The sequence below is a fragment of the Microvirga sp. TS319 genome, from assembly GCF_041276405.1.
Classification (GTDB): domain Bacteria; phylum Pseudomonadota; class Alphaproteobacteria; order Rhizobiales; family Beijerinckiaceae; genus Microvirga.
Genome location: NZ_JBGGGT010000002.1, coordinates 2,197,693 through 2,219,665 on the forward strand (window position 1 = coordinate 2,197,693; position 21,973 = coordinate 2,219,665).

The following is a 21,973-nucleotide window of genomic DNA, read 5'->3' on the forward strand; positions in this document are numbered from 1 at the left end:
TTTGTCAAGGCTCGCGAACAGGAGCATCGTCTTACCGGATGAACAAGGGGCGAGAGCCCCGAACAACAGCAATGGACATCGTCATGAGGTACGAAGATGCCCGCCGCTTGCGCGGCGTCGGAAGCGTTTGGCCGCGTCTGGAGATGTGGCTGCGCTCGTTTCGCCAGGTCCGCCGTAATCCGACCGCCGACCTGCGTCATTTGTCGGATCACGACAGGCGCGATATCGGCCTGTCCGAGCCCCACCGTTACATGGACTGGGCTCGCCTGAAGGACGAGACGCGCCTCTAGAACCTTTTCCATGAACTTCGGTTCACGGAAAAGGCTCTTGTTGTTTGAGAAAGACGCCTTTTCTTCGCAAAACCGGCATCCACTTTTGCGGAAAAGGCTCTAGAGCAAATTGCATTCTGACGGGATCAGAATGCTTGCTCTTTCTCTTTGGCGAAGCATCGTTTTTCGCGAAGAAGTGGACCCGGTTTTGCGTGAAACGATGCTCGAGGCGATAGACTGACCGCATCGGATGTGGGTTCGATGTCACGTCCGATGCTGGAGGGCCTCAGGACGAAAGCCGGCTCGGCTTGAGCTGGCCGCTCTGCTCCAGCAGCGAATGGCCCGTCGCCGCGATGTGAGCCTCGATGCGTTTCAGGTCGCGCACGATGTCGAGCTGAAGCGCGCTGGTATCGCCCACGGTCCGCCCGGAGCGGATCTGCTCAAGCTGCTTCTGGGTGACGGCGCGCTCCAGGTCGCGGAAACGCTCCTTCTCCGACACGAGACGGCGGGCCGATCCGATGTCCTGGAACATCAGGACGGACGCGGCGAGCTGCAGGTGCTCCAGCAGCTTGTTGTGCATGCCGGTGATGTCGTCGAGGCTGTCCTTGGGCAGGCGCAGGTGGTTCTTGATGCGCTTGGCCGCCAGTTCCATCAGGTTCTTGTCGATGATGTCGCCGATATGCTCCAGGTTGATGGCGAAGGCCAGAATGTCGGAAAGGCGCTTGGCTTCCGTCTCGCTCAAGGCCTCGTGGTTGATCGAGCTCAGATAGCGCCGGATGGCGCTGTAGAGGCGGTCCACCACATCGTCCGTGCGGCTCACCTCGGCGACCCGGCTGATATCGTCCTCGCGAAAGAGGTCCTGCGAGCTGCGCAGCATGATCTCGACCGTGTCGGCCATGCGCAGGACCTCACGGGCCGCATTCGATAGGGCGACCGAGGGCGTGTCCAGCGCGTCCTTGTCGAGGTATTGCGGCATGCCGGGATCGGAGGCGACCAGCTTCTCGGGAAACGCCCTCATGAGCAGTTTCGCGATCCACGGCAGCGGCCCGATGAAGATCACGGCGATCGCGATGTTGAACAGGGTATGGAAGTTCGCCGCCAGGCGGGCCGGATCGGGCTCCAGCATGGTCAGATAGCCCAGAGCGACATCGATCAGCGGCAGCGCCGCCACGCAACCGATCACGCGCATGGCCAGATTGCCGAAGGGCACCCGGAACTTGGCCGGGTCGCCCCCCAGCCCCTCCAGCATCGGGTTGACCGAGCTGCCGAGATTGGCGCCGAGCACCATGACCAGCGCAGCATGCGAGTCGATGACCCCGGCGCTGGCGAGCGACATGATGAACAGCATCGCGGCGACGCTGGAATGGGCCATCCAGGCGAAGAAGCCGGACAGGAAGACCAGGATCAGCGGGTCCGGTGCGATGACCGCCAGAACGTTCTTGAGCACCTCGGAGGACTCGATCGGCCGGATCGTCTCGCTCAGGAGATGAAGGGACAGCAGCATCAGGCCGAGGCCGATGGCGACCCGCCCCAGATCCTTCAACCGGCTCGACGAACCCCGCTTGTAGCCGATATAGCCGAAGAAGATCAGCATCGGGAAGATCAGGGTGATGTCGAAGGACAGAACCTGCACGATCAGGGTCGTGCCGACATTCGCGCCCAGCATGACGGCCAGGGCGGGCACCATATCGACGGCGCCCCCCGCAGTGAAGGACGCCACCATCAGCGCGGTGGCCGTGCTGCTCTGCAGGACCGTCGTCACGCCGACGCCCGCCAGGAAGGCGCGCAGGCGGGTCCTCAGGCCGATGCCGAGGATCCACCGCAGATCGCTGCCGAAGGCGCGCTGAACCCCGCTATTGACCATGTTGATGCCCCACAGCAGCAGGGCAATCTCACCGAGAAGGTGGATCAAGACGGTGGTGGCGGACATTTATTCCTCAGCGAGCGACAGACGAGCGGTAAACCTTCTGCTTAGCCCCGTTGTCCCGGAACGACAATAAGGTTGCCGGCTAATAATGACGGGTCCGGGGAGATTTCCCGGATTTTTCGCTTGAAAGCCATGAATTTATGCCTCGCCCTGCCCTTTTGAGCGGGGGTGATCGGAATCAACGCAGCCCTGCATCGAAAGGCCTATCGGCTGAGCGCCGGCGGGCCTAAGGCTTGAACCGCCGGCCCGGAGCCTTTCCCGGGTGCGCGGGAGCCCCTGGTTCGGCCGGTCCGGGCGGCGGGTTTGGATAGTGCCATGGATTCATCGATGTATCGCGATCGTATTCGCCTCAGCACGCTCTGGGGCAAGGTGATGTCGCCGGAAGAGGCGGCCCTGCTGATCAAGGACGGCATGACCATCGGGATGAGCGGATTCACGCGCGCGGGCGATGCGAAGGCCATCCCGCTCGCTCTCGCCGAACGGGCCGCCTCGGAGCCCTTGCGCATCACCCTGATGACGGGCGCCTCTCTGGGCAACGACAACGACAAGCTTCTGACCGAGGCGGGCGTCCTGGCCCGCCGCCTGCCCTTCCAGGCCGACCCGACCCTGCGTGCGGCCATCAACGACGGCCGGGTCATGTTCATCGACCAGCATCTGTCCGAGACCGTCGAGATGCTTCGCTCGCGCCAGCTCGGCCCGATCGATTACGCCATCGTCGAGGCCTCGGCGATCACGCAGGACGGAGGACTGATCCCGACGACTTCCGTCGGCAACAGCGCGACGTTCGCCATCCTGGCCGACAAGGTCATCGTGGAGATCAATCTGGCCCAGCCGCTCGCGCTGGAGGGCCTGCACGACATCTACATCCCGACCCGCCGGCCCTTCCGCGAGCCGATCCCGGTCGTGTCGCCCGAGAGCCGCGCCGGCCTGCCCTTCATTCCGATCGACCCCGGCAAGATCGCCGCCATCGTCATCACGCAGAAATCCGACAGCGCGGCCACCATCGAGGCGCCGGATTCGGAAACCGCCGCCATCGCGGGCCATCTCATCGAGTTCTTCCAGTCGGAGGTCAGGAAGGGTCGGCTCGGAACGACCCTGGGCCCGCTTCAGGCGGGGATCGGCTCGATCGCCAACGCGGTCCTCCACGGGCTCGTCGACAGCCCCTTTCACGATCTCAAGATGTACAGCGAGGTGCTGCAGGACAGCACCTTCGAACTGTTCGATTCAGGCAAGCTTGCCTTCGCGTCGGGATCGTCCATCACGCTCGGGCCGGACGCCCACGATCGCGTGATCCCGCATATCGGCCGGTACAAGAACAGGATGGTTCTGCGCCCGCAGGAGATCAGCAACCACCCGGAGGTCATCCGCCGCCTCGGCGTCATCGGCATCAACACGGCGCTCGAATGCGACATCTACGGCAACGTGAACTCGACGCACGTCAACGGCACCCACATGATGAACGGCATCGGCGGTTCCGGCGACTTCGCCCGCAACGGCTATCTCGGCATCTTCGTCACGAAATCGCTCGCCAAGAAGGGCGCGCTCTCGCGTATCGTGCCGATGGCGACGCACGTGGACCACAACGAGCACGACGTCGACGTGCTCGCGACCGAGATCGGTCTCGCCGATCTTCGCGGACTGGCGCCGCGCGAACGCGCGGAAACGATCATCCGCAACTGCATTCATCCGAGCTATCGCGAACTGGCGGCCGATTACCTGAAGCGCGCGTCGCAACGCGGGGGCCACACGCCACATGTTCTGGAAGAGGCTTTTTCGTGGCATATGCGCGCTCGAAAGACCGGAAGCATGCTGCCGTCCTAGCGCACCGTGCGGACCCAGCGGGCCGCGCTAGCGAAAAGTGGACCCGGTTTTCCGCCAGAACGATGCGCTGTTTCCAAGAAGGGAGCATCGGATCGATCCCCAAAGTGGATTCCACTTTTCACGTCCGATGCTCAAGGTGCCCGACAGGCCATCCGAGCCTGACTTATTCACATTCTTTGGGCTCTGATTCACGCTCTCGCCACAGACTCGCCACACGAGCCGATTTGGCTACTCCCCAAGCATGCCTTGTATCAACTTAAGGAACTCTGCTCTTTTCCATATGCAACAGATACGCATGTGAACCTGTAATGCCAAGTTCGGGAATGAGCCGATGCAAATAGGCAGTACGTCACCTATCGGGATCCGGGGAAGCGAGATGGGTTTGGATGATCCATTTCCTATCGAGAAGTGCTCGGGGCGAGTCCGTGGTGCAGTTCTCGCAGAATTCCAGGGCCGATGTCCCACGATCAGGGAAGTCGCCAGCATCTCGGATGCGCAATGGCTGACGGTTCCCAATATCGGCCCGACCACTCTCGAGGAGATCCGCCGCTATATCGGCGAGGCTCCGGTGGAAGAGCCCCTCTCGAACTTGCCGACCATGGAAGATGGCGAGCTGCTTTCCCGGCTGAACCGCGTTCAGCGCGAACTCAGCCTCATCGCCAGCGCCATACGGACAAAGGTCGCGGCGGCCACATACAAGAGAGAGCAGCGCAAGTAAGACCACATTCCGGAATGATAAGTTGCGTTACGTTGTGTCATGTCGAATGATATACGTAATTTAGCTTAAGCATACTGTTCTGTTGTCTACTTTCCTCGGGGAGCCATCAGTAACGCCTCAATCATCGGACGCCCGATGTCCTCCTCAAATCTTCGTACCGTCGACCTCCTCGGCATGGGGAGCCTGGGGCTCCCATCACGGTTTCAGAAACACCGGCAGGAACCTTGACCTTCGACGTGAAGGTGACGGACCTGATCGCGAGCCCCAAGGATGCTCCCGACATCGCCGACTTGCGGGGCCTTTTCTTTCACGTGTCCCATGAAGCCCTCCTGTCCGGCCTGACAGTGAAGGGCCCCGACGTGACGACCTACATCGCCAAAGCCAACAAGGTGATGCAGGTCGAAAAGGACGTCACCATGGAAGGGGAAGTCGGCAAATCCGTCGGCCCGTTCGACGTCGGCGTCGCGTTCGGCACGCCGGGCACCGACAAGCCCGTTCCGATCGATCCGGGCAGCGGCACGCCCTCCCACGGGCACTCCTTGCCGATCTGATCGAGGGCAACGACGGCAAGCGCAACGGCACCCTGACCTAGAGCATCGAACGCAAAAGCGGGAACCGGTTTTGCGTGAAAAGATGCTCAAGAACGTAGAATTGCAGCATCGCACATGGGTTCGATTTCATGTCCGATGCTGTAGAAGGGTGGCCTAGGGGTCAAGATCGGCGACAACCTCTACGGCAACGACGGCAACGACACCTTCCTTTACAAGGAGGGCGACGGCGTCGATCTGCTCTGGGATTTTCAGCCGGGTCACGACGTCCCTTCGAGTGGACCCGGTTTTTCGCAAGAACGATGCGCTGTTCTATCGTGGGAGCATCGGATCGACCCCAAAAGTGGATTCCACTTTTCACGGCCGATGCTCCAGCTACCCGTCAGATCGAGAACGACAGAATCGCCCGCGTGCCCGTGTGCTGAGGGTCGAACTCGATCGCCGTTTGCAGGTTCGAGGCCATGGCGCGCACGATCTTCGTTCCCAGGCCGCTGCCCTGGACCTGGCCCGTTCCCGTCCAGCCGATGCCGTCATCCTCAACGGACAGACTGATCCGCTCGCCGGAACTCGCCAGGATCACGCGGATGTCGCCGCTGGCTCCCTCCGGATAGGCGTATTTGAATGCATTGGTGACGAGTTCCGTCACGATCACGCCGACCGACACCGCCTTGTCGGTGGGGATCGGAATGGGCTCAGCCCGGAGCGAGATCGTATGCGCGCGGCCCGCCGTCCGCATGGCGCCCTCCAATTCCTCCACTAAACCCTCCAGGTAGGTGTCCATCTCGACGAAGCGGACATCGTCGGAGGTGTAGAGGCGCCTGTGGATCTGCGCGATGGCGGTGATGCGGCTCTGGGTCTCGGCGAGGGTATCCTGCGCGATCGTGTCGCCCGCGACCGCGCGCTGCTGCATGGCGACGAGAGAGGCCACGAGCTGCAGGCTGTTGGCCACCCGGTGGTTGACCTCGCGAATGAGCATCTCCGCCCGCTCGCGCGCCTCGCGCATCTCCCGCTCGGCGGCCTCCTTGGCCCGGCGCAGCCGCGCCGCCTCGAGGGCCTGCCCGGCCGCCGAATGGAGCAGATCGAGGAAGACGCCCCCGACGTCCTTGATGACGTAATCGGACGCACCCGCCTTGAGGGCCGCCACCGCGATGCGCCCCTCATCCGCCCCGGTCACGTAGACCACCGGCGGCGGGTCGGCGAGCGTCTGGATCTCCGCCAGGACCTGGAGGCCCTCCTTGCCGGGCATGAAATGATCGAGCGCGATCACGTCGAAGGGCTCCGCCGCGAGCCGTTCGAGGCCTTCGTCGCCGCCGAGCGCGTGAGTGACCTGAAAGCCATGCCGGGAGAGCGCGCGCTCCACCAAGCGCCCGAGACCGGGATCGTCGTCGATGTAGAGAAGGCGGATAGGCGTAGTGTCGCTCACAGCGTGTCGGGAACCTGAATAACGGACAGGAAAAGGCCAAGCTGGCGAATGGCCTGGGAGAAGGACTCGTACTCGACCGGTTTGGTGATGTACACGTTGGCGCCCAGGTCGTAGCAGCGCTGCACCTCGCGCTGATCGTCCGTCGTGGTCAGAACCACGACCGGGGCCCGCTTGAGGGTGTCGTCGCTCTTCAGCTTCGCCAGGATATCGACGCCGTTCATGTCGGGCAGGTTGAGATCCAGGAGAACGAGGAACGGGCCGGAACTGCGCACGCCGTCACTGAACAGGTGCTCGAGCGCAGCCGTTCCGTTGCCGAACGTGCGGATCTCGTTGCACACACCAGCGCGCCGGATGTTCTTCTCGATCAGACGGGCGTGGCCCTCGTCATCCTCGATCATGATGATGGTGACAGGTTGCTGCTGGGGCATGTTACGCGGCCTCCGAACTCATACTGATGTATTTGGGCAGGGTGACAGTGAAAGTTGAGCCCTCACCAAGTCGCGAACGGACCGAGATGCTCCCGCCCAGCCTTCGCACAAGGGCGCGAACATGTGCAAGGCCAATTCCCTCGCCCTGCTGATCCTGCGTTCCGGAGCGCCGGAAGAGATCGAAGATCCGCTCGAAATCTCTCTCGTCGATGCCTCGGCCGTTGTCCTCGATCTCGTACCTGACCCCCGGGCCGAGATCCTGTCCCCGCACCACGATCCGGCCGGGACGCTTCGGGTCGAGATATTTCACCGCGTTGTCGATGAGGTTCCCGAATACCTGCTCCACGGCCAGGCGGTCGCTGAAGAGATCGGGGACGGTTTCGATGACCAGCTCGGCTCCCTTGTCGTGCAGCTGATGGGCAAGACTGTGATGCTGGGCTTCGAGCAGCGTGTTCATGCTGATCTGCTCAGGCGCCAGCACCCTGCGGCCCTCACGGGACAGCTTGAGAATGGCATTGATCAGCTTGTCCATCTTGACGGTCGATGACCTGATGAACCCGATCGACTCCGCGAGATCCTCCTCGATGGCGGCTCGCGCGTCCGGAGTCACCATGTTCGGGTGACTGTCGGAGACGCTCTTGTAGAACCTCTCGATGTCCGCCCGGCAATTCTCGAGCTCGCTCGTGAAGCCCATGATGTTCACGAGCGGGGACCGCAGGTCATGGCTCACGATATAGGCGAAGCGCTGGATCTCCTCGTTCGCCGCGTCGAGTTCCCCGACCCGCTCCGCCAGCATTCCGGCCAGACGACGGGTCTCCTCCTCGGACTGGATTGCGCGCTCCCGGCTCGCACGCAGCTCCTCCTGCGCCTCCTTGAGATCATGGATGTCCGTGCAGGTGCCGTACCAGCGCGTGATCCGTCCCTCGTCGCCGTAGACGGGCTGCGCACGCCCGAGCACCCAGCGATACTGGCCCGAACGGTGCCTCAGCCGGTATTCGATGTGATAGGGCTCGCCGGTCTCGAGCGAGTGAAGCCATTTCGTCCACGCGCGCTCCCTGTCGTCGGGGTGGAACATCCCCTTCCAGGCCGCGCCGTCGGTGGTGCCGACCGGCACGCCGGTATATTCGTACCAGCGTTGATTGTAGTAATCGTGGAAGCCGTCCGGCCGCGTCGCCCAAATGAGCTGATCGATGGAATTCGCGATCGCCCGGAAGCGCTCCTCGCTCTCCCGCAGAGCGTTTTCGGCCCGCCGATGGTCCGTCACGTCATGGCCCTGTACGAAGATGCCGGAGACCTTTCCGTCGCGGCCGAAGATGGGCTGGTACACGAAATCGAGAAAATGTTCCTCGCCGGCGTCCTCGGGACCTTGGCTGAGAACGATGCGCACGCCGCGACCGACGAAGGGCTCGCCCGTGCCGTAGACCCGGTTGAGAAGGTCGAGGAAGCCCTGATCCACCACTTCCGGCAAAGCCTCGCTCACCGGCTTGCCGATCAGGTCCGCGCGACCGACCACATGGCGATAGGCCGCATTGGCCATGGTGAACACGTGATCCGGGCCGCTGAGCGCCGCGATGAAGCCGGGAGCCTGCTCGAACAGTTCCTGCAGGTGCTGGCGCTCCCGCGAAAGGGCCTGGTTGACCTCCTGCACCGCCTGGGCCCGGCGGAACATATCGGTCTCGATCAGTGCCGACGGGCCCGACAGAAACACCGACGTCTGCGCGAAGGCCCGAAGATGGTGCAGTTCCGTGACGTCGACGGTGTGCTGGAGAATGGAGACCAGCTCCCCCGCGTCGTCGAACAGGGGCGAGTGCGTGGCGCTCCAGTAGCGAACCTCGAAACCTTCGCCGTCGGGCAACGGGATAGCGTATTCGATGAGCGGCAAATGATCCGTCACCTTCTCGCGGATGACCCGCTCGAACGAAGCATTGAGCTGCCTATGGCTTTCCGAGGCCGGATCGCTGGGAAAGGCTTCGAACATGCCGCGCCCGACCAGCTCTTCCCGTTTGCGCATCGTTGCGCGCAGATACGCATCGTTCATCCCCATGATGACCAGTGAGGGATCGACCAGCACATATGGGTTCGGCGAAGCGTTGAAAAGAGCCTCGAAGTTTATGGATTTCAATGCCTTAAGCCAGACGACGCCTGGCTCCCCTACAATTTCCCGCCCTTAGGGCTCTGCTTAATGTAGGACGCGTCCCGGCCGACGCCAGATCTCTCGCGGCAAAGCCTCGCCAGGACGCAACCGATCTTCGCGAGATGCGTTCCGGTCTGAATCGCGCCGGCGACGTTCCGGCATTACGCATAACGGGAGACACGGTTGGAAACGGAATACGCGTCCGTGACGGCAATCGGCACCGCGGCGAACGCGGAAGCGGAGGATTTTCCGATGCTTCAGGCGCGGCTCGGGAGAACATTCCGCTCTCTCGCTTCGCCGGACGCGCCGCGAACCGTCCTGATCGTGCCCAGCCTGAGCATGGATGCGCAGGTCCTGGCCACCATTCCCGGCGCCCACCATTACGAGGAGCGGATGCTGTGCTATCTCATGCTGCTGCGGATGCCGCGCACCCGCGTGATCTATGTGTCCAGCTATTCGATCCCGGAATCCATCATCGACTATTATCTGCATCTGCTGCCCGGCATCCCGGCGCAGCACGCGCGCAGCCGCCTGATCCTGCTTTCGTGCCACGACGGGTCTTCGGCGGCCCTGACGGCGAAGATCCTGGACAGGCCCCGCCTGCTCGAACGCCTCCGGGCGTCGATCCCCGATCCGGACGCCGCCTACATGATCTGCTTCAACGTGACGGACCATGAACGGAACCTCGCGCTCAGGCTGAACCTGCCGATCTACGGATGCGATCCGAACCTGCTGCACTGGGGCTCGAAGAGCGGCTCGCGAAAGATCTTCCGGGAGGCCGGGATCGAGAGGCCGGAGGGTTTCGAAGATCTCCGCGGCGTCGACGAGATCGCCGACGCTCTCGTCGAGCTCAGAGCGCGCAGGCCCGGCATCCGACGGGCGGTGGTCAAGCTCGAGGAGGGTTTTTCCGGAGAGGGAAACGCTCTTTTTTCCTACCAGGATGCCCCTGAGTGCTCCAGGCTGCGGACATGGGTCGAAGACCGCCTGCCCTGGCTCGCCTTCGAGGCGAAGGACATGACCTGGGAGCTGTTCGCGCAAAAGCTCTCGGTCATGGGAGGTATCGTCGAGGAATTCATCGAAGGAGATGTGAAACGCTCGCCTTCGGTCCAGTTCCGCGTCGATCCCCTGGGCCGATTGGAAGCGGTCTCCACCCACGATCAGGTTCTCGGCGGAGAAAGCGGACAGGTCTTCCTCGGATGTCTGTTTCCCGCGGACGACGCGTACCGGCTCGGGATTCAGGAAAGCGGCATGAAGGCGGCCCGTGCGCTGGCCGCCAAGGGCGTGCTCGGACGCTTCGCGATCGACTTCCTCTCCGTGAAGGACGATGACGGATGGCGCCACTACGCGATCGAAATCAACCTGCGCCGAGGCGGCACCACCCATCCTTTCCTCATGCTGGAATACCTCACCGGGGGGCAATACGATCCCGGAACCGGGACATTTCTGACCCCGTCCGGGCAGACGCGCTGCTACTACGCCTCGGACAACGTGCAATCGGATGCCTATCGCGGGCTTCTGCCGGCCGATCTCATCGACATCGCCGCCATGAACGGCCTCCATTTCGACGGAGCGTGCCAGCAGGGCGTGATGTTTCACCTGATCGGCGCCCTCTCCGAATTCGGCAAGCTCGGCGTGCTCTGCATCGCGCGGACGCACGAGCAGGCCGAGGAATTCCATCGCCGTACGACCGAGGTGCTCGACCGGGAATGCCGCCCCGCCTGAGGCTCACTCCTCGTATTCGATCCGGATCTTGGCGGCGGCCTCGCGGGCGCGCGCCCTCGCCTCCTCGACCGTGCTCGCGGAGGCCAGTGCCACCGCCATGCGGCGATACGGCCGCGTCGTCGGCTTTCCGAAAATGCGGGCCTCGACTTCGCTCTCGTCGGAACCCAGGGCCAGCGCATCTCCCAGGCCCTCGATGGAGAAGCGCTCCGCGTCCCGATCCGCCAGGACCACGGCTGAGGCGGTGGGACCTCTCAAGCGGATGTTCGGGATCGGCAGGCCGAGGACGGCGCGGGCATGGAGATCGAACTCGGAGAGATTCTGGGACAGCAACGTCACCAATCCCGTATCGTGCGGGCGGGGCGACAATTCGGAGAAGACCACCTCGTCCCGGGTGACGAAGAACTCCACCCCGAAAACGCCGTAACCACCCAGGTTGTCGACGACCTTGCGGGCCATGTCCTGGGCTTCGGCCAGCAACCTGTCCGTCATCGGCGTCGGCTGCCAGGACTCCTGATAATCTCCGCGCTCCTGCCGATGCCCGATGGGCGCGCAATAGGACACGCCCTCCCGGGCGCGGACCGTCAGGAGAGTAATCTCATACTCGAACGCCACGAATTCCTCGACGATGACCTTCCTGCGGTCACCCCGCATGTTCGCGACGGCATAATCCCAGGCCTGTTCGAGCTGATCGGCGGACCGCACCGTGCTCTGGCCCTTGCCGGAGGACGACATGACCGGCTTGATCACGCAGGGCAGCCCGGTGTGGTCCACGGCCGCCTTCACCTCGTCCAGGCTCTCCGCATAACGATACCTGGACGTGCGCAGACCGAGTTCGGTCGCGGCAAGCTCGCGGATGCGGTCACGGTTCATGGTGAGCGATGCCGCACGGGCGGAGGGCACGACCGTAAAGCCCTTGTCCTCGAATTCCTGGAGCACCTCGGTGCGGATCGCCTCGATCTCCGGGACGATGAAGTCCGGGCTGTGCTTCTCGATGGCGCGCCTCAGGGCGTCCGCATCGAGCATCGGGAAAACCTCGGCCTCGTCGGCGACCTGCATGGCCGGAGCATGGGCATAGGAATCGCAGGCGACCACATGGCAACCGTAGCGCTTGACCGAAATCACGAACTCCTTGCCGAGCTCGCCCGATCCGAGAAGGAGAATTTTGGCTTTTCCCACTATCGTGACCTTTCCTCTGCTCCGGCACGAAACACCGGCCGTCGCACTGCGTTCTGTGGAAGCATGATTTTGCGCCTCTTTCCAGCAGGGTCGCGCCGACTTGCCACGAAGCCTGCGTCAGGCGCATCCCTGCCGTCACGCCTGCGCATTGTGCGAACGCCGGATCCATACGCTAAGGGGAGCCCAGGAGAAGCGGAATGCTTGGAACGAAGAAAACACCGAACCGCTATGGCCGGCGGGTCACTCGCATCGAACCCCCGTCCCTTGAGGAGGCGATCGCCGCCGCCCAGGGCCTGACGGACAACCTCGACTGGCAGGTCGAAATCGCCTCCCAGCTCATGGGCATGGCGGAGGACGAGGTCAGGCCCGTGGCCCAGAAGCTCGCGGCGCAGCCGCGCCAGCTGGAGCGCTCCGCCCTCGCCGACCGGATCCTGGATCGCCGCGAAGGCGCCAAGGTCATCGTGGTGGAGCGGCGGCGTCCCCGCTTGGCGGCGCGCTAAAACTCTCATACCGATCCGTCCCATGGTATCAGGGGCTGCGCGGACGCAGTCCCGTCTCTTGAAGCATTTCCGATATGGTCAAAGGCATCGTCCTTGCTTTCCTTGCCTTTGCCGTCTTCGCCTGGGGCGACGCGGTTGTGAAGGCCATCGGCCACGGCCTCGATCCGTTCGAGGTGACGTTTTTCGGCTACCTGATCCCCCTGCTGCTCTCCCCGGCCTTCATGAAACCGGGCGACAGGCTCGGCGATCTCGTGCGCTGGAAGCGGCCGTGGCTGATGGGCCTGCGGGTGTTTTTCATATCGGTGACGACGCCCCTGAGCGTGATGGCGTTCACGAGGCTTCCCTTCGCGGAAGCCTTCGCCCTTCTGTTCCTGATGCCGAGCCTCGTGACGGTCCTGTCCATCTTCATCCTGAAGGAGACGGTCAGGTGGCGGCGCGGCCTTGCGGTCTGCGCGGCGTTCATCGGCGTGCTCGTGATCGTCCGCCCCGGCTTTCGGGAAATCCTCCCCGGGCACCTGATCGCGATTGCGGCCGCGCTCTGCTCGGCGGGCGGCGTGATCATGGGGCGAATGATCGGCACGACGGAAAAGCGCTACACCCTGATCGGAAGCGTGTTTCTCGGGACTGCGGCGATCGCCGGGGTCCTGATGATCCCGGGCTTCGCATGGCCGACCTTGCCCCAATGGGTTCTGCTGCTCGCTTTCGCGGCCACGGCCTTCGTGGCTCAGGCCCTCTTCGTCGTCGCGACCACCTATGCGCCGGCGGACCGGCTCGGTGCGGCGCAGTACAGCCAGATCCTCTGGGCCCTCCTCATCGGAGCCCTCTTCTTCGATGAATGGCCCGACTCCCTGGCCCTCGTCGGCATCGCCATCGTGGTCGGCGCAGGGTTGTTCATCTTCGCGCGGGAACAGACCCTCAAGAACGCCCCTCCCGCAAAGGCAGGTTCGGAAATACCGCAGGAGCCCGCCGCAGCAACAGAACCGACGGCACGTTAGAGCATCGAGCGCAAAAGCGGGGACCGGCTTTGCGTGAAAGGATGCTCGAAAACAGAGACCTACTGCATCGGATGTGGGTTCGATTTCGTGTCCGATGCTGGATGGTCTTCGCCCGGTCGGGTGGCTTCGGTTCCCCCATCGCAGGGGCGACGCGCGTGTCTAGGCAAGGGAGACTGCCCCGGACGACCGCGTGGCCGCCCGCGTGCGAATGGCGCCCCCTGCAGGGCTCGAACCTGCGACCTACTGCTTAGAAGGGAGGCGACCTCCTGCATGTAAGGCAGTGTCTCACGGTACTTTTGCCTTTGGCTGGTAAACGTTTGGATGCTGGCTTGGGACAACCGGGTAGCGACCCGACGCGAGTCCTGAGTTTCGCGAACATGTTCTCGACCTCGTGGAGCTGGCGAAAGAGCACCCTGTCGTAAGCTATGAGGGTTTTCCGGTTCTTGGGCGGCGAAATACCGGGTGCGATGTCCCTGTCGGCAAAAGCTTCTTGGAAGAGCTTCTTGGAAGCTTCCCGGAACCAGTTTCGGTCATAGCAACGATCCGCAATCAGCGTTGAGCCAGGTGGCAGGGCATCGAGAATGTGCCGTCCGCCGCCATAGTCACTGATTTGCCCCTAGAGCATCGTGCGAAGAAGTGGGAACCGATTCTTCGCGAAAAACGATGCTTCGCCAAAGAGAAAGAGCAAGCATTCTGATCCCGTCAGAATGCTTGCTCTAGGACAGCATCAGGACGATCGGCGAGAACTCCCTGATGTCGCCGCCTGCGGAGAAGGCTCGTTCGTCGGCCCCCGTCACGATCACGGCGCCAATGTTCCCGTCGGCCTCCAAGGTATCCAGAACCGCAAGGAGAGTGTCCGCCATACCATAGTTGACCGCATTCAGCTTTTCGGGGCGGTTGAGTGTGAGGGTGGCAATTCCTTCCGAGATTTCGCAAAGAACTGGGCTCGACATGCAAGGCTCCTGTTTGAGGTTCAGAGTGCCTCCCGTGTCGAGCGCCCGTCGCGGAGTGACAAACGAATAGGTCGACGTTTCAGACGAGAGAATTTCAGTCGAGCGCCGATCCTTGTCTGGATGCCCTGCTTTCCTTACGTTTAGGATCTGCGCCGGATCGCTGCCATCGCGCTCCTCTGTAAAGAACGGGTCTTTGAGAAGCATCAGATGGCACCGCACAGACTGCACGTGAGAAATCGACGTTCCCAAAGGCCCAATCGTCTGAGAATGTCAGGATCGGGTCAACCTGAGCCCTCAAGCGAGCTCCCGTGAAGGTCGCTTCGCAGTTCCATTGCGGAAATACGGCTAAGGTCAGCCCCGCGCCATGGGCTGACCATAAGGTTCGCTATTTCGAACAATGTGCGGCCGACAAAATTGGTAAAGCGATCGTCAGTCTGCGGGTGAAGGCCGGTCAGCAGCCCTCTCCAAAGTCCTCAACGCTTCAAGAGTCTTCGCCGCGGACTCGTCCCCAAGGCTCTCTTTAAGCCGTTCGAAGGCCGTATTCCAGATTGGCAGAGCCTGGTCCAGCACTCGGTCGCCGTCCGGCGTCGTTCTGAGGCGCTTCCCGGCGCGGCCCCGCGTCGCGTCCTCATGCACCAAGCCACGGGCGCGCAGCACGGCGATGTTGCGCACTAGGGTTGAGGCATCGGTCGCCAGCAGCTCGGCGAGCGATGCGACAGATGTGCCTGGGTTCAACCGGATCGTCACCAGCAGGGAGAACTGCGTCCCCTGCAAACCGACCGCCTTGAAAGCATCGTTGAAGTAGCGGCTCAAGATACGGGCCGTCCGGAGTGCTTGGTAGCCAAGGCACTCGTTCATCGCTCGCAGCGCTAAAGTTTCAGTATCCATGGTTTGTCTTCCGCAACGAATCCTGTATATGCAGCATTAGCTGCCATCAAGATGGAATATACCGCAATGCGCATCGTCGTAACTGGAATGGGCATCGTCTCGCCCCTTGGCTGTGGAACCGAGATCGTCTGGAAGCGACTGGTTGTAGGCCAGTCAGGGATACGACGCCTTCCCGACGAGGTCGTCTCCGACGTGCCCAACAAGGTGGCCGGTATGGTGCCGTCGATCAACGAAGACCCGGAAGGTGGCTTTGATCCTGACCGTACCATCACAAGCCGCGACCAGAAGCGGATGGACCGCTTCATCCAGTTCGCCGTTACCGCGAGCGACGAGGCCCTCGCACAGGCAGGATGGAAACCCGAAACAGAAGAGCAACAGGAACGGACCGCGACTGTCATTGCCTCCGGCATCGGTGGCTTTCAAACCATCATCCATGCCGCGCGGACGACGGAGACACAAGGCGTTCGCCGCCTGTCGCCCTTTACCGTGCCCTCCTTCCTGGCCAACCTTGCCGCCGGCCAGGTCTCGATCCGGCATCACTTCAAGGGCCCGCTGGGAGCCCCCGTGACAGCCTGCGCTGCGAGCGTCCAGGCAATCGGGGATGCTGCGAGGCTGATCCGTGCCGGCGAAGCGGACGTCGTCCTGGCCGGCGGATCGGAGGCGTGCATCGATCGCGTGAGCCTGGGCAGCTTCGCAGCCGCGAGAGCTTTGTCCACCAGCTTCAACGACAATCCGACGGCCGCATCACGCCCCTTCGACAGCGACCGTGATGGCTTCGTCATGGGTGAAGGAGCCGCATCCCTGGTGCTTGAAAGCCGGGACCATGCCATGGCCCGCGGAGCCACCATCCTGGCCGAATTGGTCGGGTACGGCACGAGTTCCGATGCCCACCACATCACGGCGGCTCCGGAGGATGGGGCGGGAGCACAACGGGCGATGCGCACGGCACTCGCGCAGGCTCAACTCAGCCCCGATCAGGTGGGCCATCTCAACGCCCATGCCACATCGACGCCGGTCGGAGATGCGGGTGAACTCGCGGCCATGAAGGCGGTGTTCGGCAACGGACGCGGTCCGGCTATCACGTCCACCAAATCCGCAACGGGTCACTTGCTCGGAGCCGCAGGCGCAGTGGAAGCAGTCTTCACGATCCAGGCGCTTCGCACCGGAATGCTGCCGCCAACCCTGAACCTTTATAATCCTGATCCCGCGGCCGAAGGGCTCGATCTCGTGGCGCAGGCCAGCCGGGCGCAACGGGTGCGCTACGCCATGTCCAACGGGTTCGGATTTGGAGGAGTGAACGCCTCCGTGGTCTTCGCTGTTTAAGGGGAAGGCCCGCGCACGAGCATCGGAAAGAAGTTGTCCGTGGCATAAGCGATCCGGTTGTCGCGACCGGGAAATGCGACGTGCGCGAACTGAAGCACAATGCCACTCGCCTCGTGCCTCAAAGAGTTCGCAGGCCCCTCCGACATTGTTGCTTTGGGTCGGCTCGTTGTCCTGTCGCCAGAATTGCAGCACATTCCCTGAAAGGCGTGAACCTCCTGTCGGAGCATACTGAGCACGTCTTTCGTTCTTGCCCTCTGGAACCTTGCCCTCTGGAATGTTGCCTCAGGGTCAGGAAGCGAGGTTCCCTGCGCTTTCGGAACGTCCGGTTCGACGCGGATCGCTGCCTTCGAGCTTAGGTCTCAGGCGTGCCAGGAGCAGCTCCTCCCAATGTTGCGCGGGCGTTTCCAGCGGTCGCGTATTCGAGGGCTGTGGCTTTGCACAGCCCTCCGTGGCACCACCTGCTGCAATCAGCAGGGTCACGGAAGCCTCACCGTGTTTCGAAGCGCCAGATGAAGTTGCCCTTGAGGGCGTGCTCTTGTGCGCGTGAGCCGACCTGCCCCTGATAGGCCACACCCAGGCTCATGGCAGGCGTAGCCTGCCAGTCGAGCCCGGCTTCCGCCACGAGCGCATTCCGATCCACCGGCGTGCCCGCGACCGTAAACGGCGAGGCTCCCCCGGCAAACGCCATCAGCGCACGAGGGTTCACGTCGCCGTAGGCATGCTGCCAGCCGAGCAAACCACGGGCCACCAGCGGCACCGTTTCACTCAGGCGCGCTTCAACCCGCACGCCGAGCGTGGTGGTGGCCAGATCCTGATCCTGAGCGTACCCGGTGAGCACTGCCGCCCCGCCGTCTTCCTGAAAGCCGCCAGTATGCAACCGCATCACCGAGACACCCACGAACGGCTCCAGTTGCACGGAATCCAGATCAAAGCGGTAGCCCAGTTCCCCAAAGGCCTGCGCCGTCCAGCCATCGTACGAGGCGCTGACCTGCTCGCTGAAGCCGGGGAATTGCACCCGGCGATGGGTGTCGATATCGTGCACCGCATAGGACGTGCCCAGGCGAAGGTTGAGACCGCCCCACGAGGCCGAGCCGTAGACGGCACCGAACACCGTCTCGGTGGAGCCCGATGAGAGGCGGCCGTCCACATCGAAGGTGGTGCGGGTGAAGCCCCCGGCAATGCCGAACCGATAGCTCTGATCGAGGGCGGCTTCGCCCCCGAGGATGAAGCCGCCAGTGGAGGCGTCGAGCCCGGCCGTACCGGCTGAGCCGTCGACCTTGCCCCAGGAGCCGAAGCCCTCGCCCCACAGGGCGAAGCGGCCAGGATCGAACGCAGCGACCGGCACCTCCGTCGGCTGGGGCGCAGCACCAGGCCTGTCGGCGGCATAAGTGGCCGCGTAGGTGCCTTCAGCCAAGCGGGAGGCGGCGGGAGCGGCGCGCAGGCGGCTGGTCAAGGCGCTCTGTACCTGGCCAGCCCCCGCAAGTACCGTTATTGCGGCCGACGCATGCGCTTCGCCGGAGAGAGCGTCGAAAGCCTGCCGTGCCCCGGACACACTCTGGCCGATCACGGCGTTGAACAGGGAGTTGCGGGCGCCAAGGGCTTCGACCGCATCGGCCACCGCATACTGATTGCCGGTCACTGCCACGGAGTTGAACTTCACCGGCTGGGGAGTGGGCGTTTCCGGGGTCGGCGGCTGCGGTTCGGTTTTGCGCGTGAGCGTCAGGCTGACCTCGTTCGCGTCATAGACAAGACTTGGGGCCAGGAACGCGAAGTTGGACCTCACATCGGCGAAGGTGCCGGCAAGCCCGACATCGGCCGTGAGGATGGTGTAGGTGGTGGAGGGCCGATAGGTGCCGCTCTCTGCCAGCACCTGCACCGTGCCGCCGCTCAGAGTAGCGGTGCCGGTGGCGGCGATCCTGTTCGCCTGCCCGGCCCGATTGACCTCGGCCTGATAGACGGAACCCGCCTGGAAGACGACGTCGCCTGCCACCTTCAGCGTGCCGATCGCACGGCCCGGAGCCACCGTGCCGCCGGACCGGACCGTCAGGCCGCCGATCTCGCCGGAGCCGGCAAGTGCCGCGCCCGAAGCCACTGTCACGGCGGAGGTCAGCGAACCCTCGACGGTGAGCTGCCCCGCCTGCACGAGGGTCGGACCCGTATAAGTGTTCCGGCCGGTCAGCGTGAGGGTGCCGGGTCCTGCTTGGATGAGGCCGCCAGCGCCGCTCAGCACCGACCCGACGGCGATGCTGTGGCCGTCCGGGTTGAAGACGGCGCCGCGGTTTCCGAGGGCGATATCGCCAACCTCGAAGCCGGACAGAAAATCGGCCTGGTCGGCACTGGCTTGCAAAACACCGCCATCGAGCAGAAGGCTGGCGCGGCCTGCCCCCTTGATCATCTGGCCGGTCACCAAGGTGCCGCGGGCCCCCACGGTGCCTGTGAGCGCCAGAGTGGCGAGACCCGTGCCGCCATACGCGAGGACCGTAGTTCCCGCGGTGACCCGGCCGCCGTTCTCGACAGTGAGCAAGCCGGTCCCTCCCTTAGCGACGATCAGTTCACCGGAATTGTCCCAGGTAGAGCCGGGACCTGTCACGATGACCGTGCCGGACGAGCCGGGGTTGAGGCCGATAATGCTGTCGGGACTGCCGACCCAGCCGCTGTTCGCAACCGTGAGTGTACCCGAGCCGGATACTCCGATCCTGAGAGCGGAGGTGTTGTTCCATTCCGAGCCTGCCCCGCTGACCGTCACCGTCCCGGACGAGCCAGGCAATGTCCCGATGTAGCCCTCGGCGTCACCGACACGACCGCCTTTCGCGATGCTCAGAGCACCATTTCCGGTGCCGGAATAGCCGATATGGAGCGAGTTATTATTGTTCCATTGAGAGCCGGTTCCACGCACTGTGACCGTGCCGGACGAATTTGACCCGGAGGCGATGGAGCCACTAGCGCTGCTGACCCGGCCGCCATCCTCGATATTCAAGGTGCCGGTGCTGGCTGTACCGATGGTAAGAGAGTCGCTGTTGCTCCACATGGAGCCGGAGCCGCTGACCGTTACCCTGCCGGACGAGCCGGGCGCAAGACCAATTTGGCCGGAGGTGCTGCTGACGCTGCCGCCATTGTCGATGTGCAATGTGCCAGAGCCGAGCTGGCCAACGGAGAGACCATCACTATTGCTCCAGGTGGAGCCAGCCCCGCGGACCGTCACTGTCCCCGATGAACCCGCCAGAGTGCCGATGCGCGCACCGGGACTTCTGACGGTGCCACCCTTCTCAATGAGAAGTGTGCCAGTGCCTTCGAAGCCAATGTCGAGGGACTCGCTGCTGTCCCACGATGAGCCGGGACCGCTGACCGTCACCATGCCGGACGAGCCGGCCTCATAACCAATCGTGCTCTCCGTGCTGCTGACGGCGCCGCCGTTCGCGATGGTCAGCGTGCCGTCACCGCCGTGAGAGCCGAGTGTCACGGCCGCGGCCTTGAGAGAGCCGCCATTCTGAACGGTCACTTCGCCGGTGCCGGAATAACCGACATAGAACTCGCCGCCGATGTCCCAGACGGAGCCGGCACCATCCACCGTCGCGGTGCCGGACGCGCCGGAATAGGAGCCCAGAGTCACCTCATCGGCATTGGTAACGCGGCCCCCCTTCTCGATCGTCATCGTGCCATTGCCTTCCTCGCCGATCACGAGGATGGGAGCACTCCAGGCGGAGCCGGCGCCGCTCACCGTGACCCAACCCTCCGAACCCAAGCCTTTGCCTATGAAGGCAGCCTGGCCGCTGGTGCTCTGACCGCCGTTCTCGATGGTGAGCGTGCCCCTGCCATCAAGTCCGACGGCGACGACCATGTTGTTCCAGATGGAGTCGCGATCACGGACGGTCACCGTGCCATTCGAGCCGGCATGTTCGCCAATGGCGCCGGCAGCACTGCTGACGATACCGCCGTTCTCGATGGAGAGGATGCCCGCGCCAAAGCGACCGACGCTGATGATGGCGCTACTGTCCCATGTCGAACCGGAACCACTCACCACTGCTGTTCCGGTCGAACCGGACATGAAGCCGATCACACTCTCACCGCTGCTGACGTGGCCACCGTCTTGGACGGTCAGTGTGCCGGTACCGGAAACGCCAATGTTGAGAAGGCCCGTATTGTCCCATCTGGAACCGGAGCCGCTCACCGACACCACACCCGTGGCGTCGGATCCATAGCCGAGCCAACCTTCACCGCTGCTGACGTGACCGCCATTCTCGATCGTCAGAGTGCCGGTGCCTTCATAGCCGACATCGATCTTGCCGGAATTATCCCATGTCGAACCGGGCCCGCTGACGGTGATTGTGCCATCCACATCGGCATAGCCGATAACAGCCGAGACGCTGCTGATATGGCCACCCTCTTCAACGAGAAGCGTGCCATTACCTTTGAAACCGATCCCCAGGAAATCGGCATTGCTCCATGTGGATCCAGAGCCGCTTACCGTGACTGAGCCTGTCGAGCCAGTGTTTTGACCGACCCAGCTCTTGGTGCTGTTGACGACACCGCCATTCTGAATTGTGAGCACACCGCTGCCGGCCTCGCCGACTTGGAGGTCACTGGTGTCCCAGGTGGATCCGGCACCCGTCACAGTCACCGTACCGCTTGAGCCATTTCCAGCGCCAAGAATGCCTGCGCCGCTGCTGACCCGGCCTTCGTTGTCGATGGTGAGCATCCCGGTGCCAGCGACACCAACAGTGAGGCCGCCTGGGGTGTCCCATGTGGAGCCGGAGCCACTAACCGTGGCGGTGCCTGTCGAGCCGGCTCCGAAGCCGAGAAGTCCGGAGGTGCTGCTGACGGTGCCGCCGTTCTCGATCACGAGCCCTCCGGTGCCGAAAAGCCCAACCAACACGTCAGAGCCGATATTCCAATGCAAGGGGCGGTTACCGGGAACAGTGATGGTCTGGCCATTGTCGATGACCTCAGCAGCGCGCGGGCTGGCGGGCGCCAGCAGAGTGAGGATCGACACCGAGGCCAGAAGGGGAGCCTTATGCCGTCCTCTCAGTAACGGACAGGCTGAACCCGCATCGTTGACGTCCCGTATCCGCACTTTCTCGGCGCGTTCCTGGTTCGCTTGCTGCCTCATGGCTGTGCCCCCGTCGATGCTGAGAATGAATTTTTCGTTGG

General features: G+C 63.3%; 15 protein-coding genes and 1 pseudogene. 8 read left to right on the forward strand and 8 right to left on the reverse strand.

The annotated features are described in order from the left end of the window. Nucleotides 1-83: 83 nt before the first annotated feature. A complete protein-coding gene (locus AB8841_RS19690; protein WP_370437497.1) occupies nucleotides 84-290 on the forward strand; it encodes a hypothetical protein in 207 nt (68 codons plus the stop codon). Between the two features lie 265 nt (nucleotides 291-555). Here AB8841_RS19690 and AB8841_RS19695 read toward each other — a convergent pair whose 3' ends face one another. Further along, entirely contained in the window at nucleotides 556-2,199 is a 1,644-nt protein-coding gene (locus AB8841_RS19695; protein ID WP_370437498.1) for a Na/Pi cotransporter family protein, read from the reverse strand. Between the two features lie 324 nt (nucleotides 2,200-2,523). On the opposite strand from AB8841_RS19695, the gene AB8841_RS19700 reads away from it, so the two are divergent. From AB8841_RS19700 to AB8841_RS19710, 3 genes are all read left to right on the forward strand, one after another. After that, the gene (locus AB8841_RS19700) at nucleotides 2,524-4,017 is read left to right on the forward strand and encodes an acetyl-CoA hydrolase/transferase family protein (RefSeq protein WP_370439321.1); all 1,494 of its coding nucleotides are present in this window, start codon (nucleotides 2,524-2,526) and stop codon (nucleotides 4,015-4,017) included. A gap of 382 nt (nucleotides 4,018-4,399) precedes the next feature. Beyond that, on the forward strand, nucleotides 4,400-4,735 hold the full coding sequence (locus AB8841_RS19705) for a hypothetical protein (RefSeq protein WP_370437499.1): 336 nt from the start codon (nucleotides 4,400-4,402) through the stop codon (nucleotides 4,733-4,735). 224 nt (nucleotides 4,736-4,959) lie between these two features. Continuing rightward, nucleotides 4,960-5,286, forward strand: coding sequence for a hypothetical protein (locus AB8841_RS19710; RefSeq protein ID WP_370437500.1), 327 nt, complete (start codon nucleotides 4,960-4,962; stop codon nucleotides 5,284-5,286). A 379-nt stretch (nucleotides 5,287-5,665) separates the two neighbouring features. Here AB8841_RS19710 and AB8841_RS19715 read toward each other — a convergent pair whose 3' ends face one another. The 3 genes from AB8841_RS19715 to AB8841_RS19725 are packed head-to-tail and all read right to left on the reverse strand — an operon-like array spanning nucleotide 5,666 to nucleotide 9,256. Then, complete coding sequence (locus AB8841_RS19715; protein WP_370437501.1) at nucleotides 5,666-6,706, reverse strand: sensor histidine kinase; 1,041 nt, start codon at nucleotides 6,704-6,706, stop codon at nucleotides 5,666-5,668. Beyond that, nucleotides 6,703-7,134, reverse strand: a complete 432-nt coding sequence (locus AB8841_RS19720) for a response regulator (RefSeq protein WP_370437502.1) — start codon at nucleotides 7,132-7,134, stop codon at nucleotides 6,703-6,705. The genes AB8841_RS19715 and AB8841_RS19720 overlap by 4 nt, the downstream gene beginning before the upstream one ends. A gap of 1 nt (nucleotide 7,135) precedes the next feature. Beyond that, a complete protein-coding gene (locus tag AB8841_RS19725) occupies nucleotides 7,136-9,256 on the reverse strand; it encodes a PAS domain-containing protein (RefSeq protein WP_370437503.1) in 2,121 nt (706 codons plus the stop codon). Nucleotides 9,257-9,451: 195 nt separating this feature from the next. Between AB8841_RS19725 and AB8841_RS19730 the strand changes: the two genes are divergently transcribed. Beyond that, a complete protein-coding gene (locus tag AB8841_RS19730; RefSeq protein ID WP_370437504.1) occupies nucleotides 9,452-10,990 on the forward strand; it encodes a peptide ligase PGM1-related protein in 1,539 nt (512 codons plus the stop codon). 3 nt (nucleotides 10,991-10,993) lie between these two features. Here the strand turns inward: AB8841_RS19730 and purT are convergent, their stop codons facing one another. Beyond that, nucleotides 10,994-12,166, reverse strand: a complete 1,173-nt coding sequence (purT, locus tag AB8841_RS19735) for a formate-dependent phosphoribosylglycinamide formyltransferase (protein WP_370437505.1) — start codon at nucleotides 12,164-12,166, stop codon at nucleotides 10,994-10,996. 197 nt (nucleotides 12,167-12,363) lie between these two features. Here purT and AB8841_RS19740 point away from each other — a divergent pair, with 197 nt between their 5' ends. Continuing rightward, entirely contained in the window at nucleotides 12,364-12,666 is a 303-nt protein-coding gene (locus tag AB8841_RS19740; protein ID WP_370437506.1) for a hypothetical protein, read from the forward strand. A gap of 74 nt (nucleotides 12,667-12,740) precedes the next feature. After that, nucleotides 12,741-13,661 (forward strand): DMT family transporter, encoded by a 921-nt coding sequence (locus tag AB8841_RS19745; RefSeq protein ID WP_370437507.1) that lies wholly within the window; start codon nucleotides 12,741-12,743, stop codon nucleotides 13,659-13,661. Between the two features lie 740 nt (nucleotides 13,662-14,401). On the opposite strand, the pseudogene AB8841_RS19750 reads toward AB8841_RS19745, so the two are convergent. Together AB8841_RS19750 and AB8841_RS19755 are read right to left on the reverse strand one after the other, a co-directional pair. Beyond that, nucleotides 14,402-14,614 (reverse strand): annotated as a pseudogene (locus tag AB8841_RS19750) (enoyl-CoA hydratase/isomerase family protein); the annotation flags it as partial. Nucleotides 14,615-15,043: 429 nt separating this feature from the next. Continuing rightward, nucleotides 15,044-15,502, reverse strand: a complete 459-nt coding sequence (locus AB8841_RS19755; protein ID WP_370437508.1) for a MarR family winged helix-turn-helix transcriptional regulator — start codon at nucleotides 15,500-15,502, stop codon at nucleotides 15,044-15,046. 66 nt (nucleotides 15,503-15,568) lie between these two features. Here AB8841_RS19755 and fabF point away from each other — a divergent pair, with 66 nt between their 5' ends. Beyond that, nucleotides 15,569-16,825 (forward strand): beta-ketoacyl-ACP synthase II, encoded by a 1,257-nt coding sequence (fabF, locus tag AB8841_RS19760; protein WP_370437509.1) that lies wholly within the window; start codon nucleotides 15,569-15,571, stop codon nucleotides 16,823-16,825. A gap of 487 nt (nucleotides 16,826-17,312) precedes the next feature. On the opposite strand, the gene AB8841_RS19765 is transcribed toward fabF, so the two are convergent. Next, nucleotides 17,313-21,932: an autotransporter domain-containing protein gene (locus AB8841_RS19765; RefSeq protein WP_370437510.1), complete on the reverse strand. Its 4,620-nt coding sequence runs from the start codon at nucleotides 21,930-21,932 to the stop codon at nucleotides 17,313-17,315. Between the last annotated feature and the right edge of the window lie 41 nt (nucleotides 21,933-21,973).

Bases quoted from the DNA above. Each gene is read 5' to 3' on its own strand.
- AB8841_RS19690 (WP_370437497.1), top strand. From the start codon at position 84: ATGAGGTACGAAGATGCCCGCCGCTTGCGCGGCGTCGGAAGCGTTTGG.
- AB8841_RS19695 (WP_370437498.1), bottom strand. From the start codon at position 2,199: ATGTCCGCCACCACCGTCTTGATCCACCTTCTCGGTGAGATTGCCCTG.
- AB8841_RS19700 (WP_370439321.1), top strand. From the start codon at position 2,524: ATGTATCGCGATCGTATTCGCCTCAGCACGCTCTGGGGCAAGGTGATG.
- AB8841_RS19720 (WP_370437502.1), bottom strand. From the start codon at position 7,134: ATGCCCCAGCAGCAACCTGTCACCATCATCATGATCGAGGATGACGAG.
- AB8841_RS19740 (WP_370437506.1), top strand. From the start codon at position 12,364: ATGCTTGGAACGAAGAAAACACCGAACCGCTATGGCCGGCGGGTCACT.
- AB8841_RS19745 (WP_370437507.1), top strand. From the start codon at position 12,741: ATGGTCAAAGGCATCGTCCTTGCTTTCCTTGCCTTTGCCGTCTTCGCC.
- AB8841_RS19755 (WP_370437508.1), bottom strand. From the start codon at position 15,502: ATGGATACTGAAACTTTAGCGCTGCGAGCGATGAACGAGTGCCTTGGC.
- fabF (WP_370437509.1), top strand. From the start codon at position 15,569: ATGCGCATCGTCGTAACTGGAATGGGCATCGTCTCGCCCCTTGGCTGT.
- AB8841_RS19765 (WP_370437510.1), bottom strand. From the start codon at position 21,932: ATGAGGCAGCAAGCGAACCAGGAACGCGCCGAGAAAGTGCGGATACGG.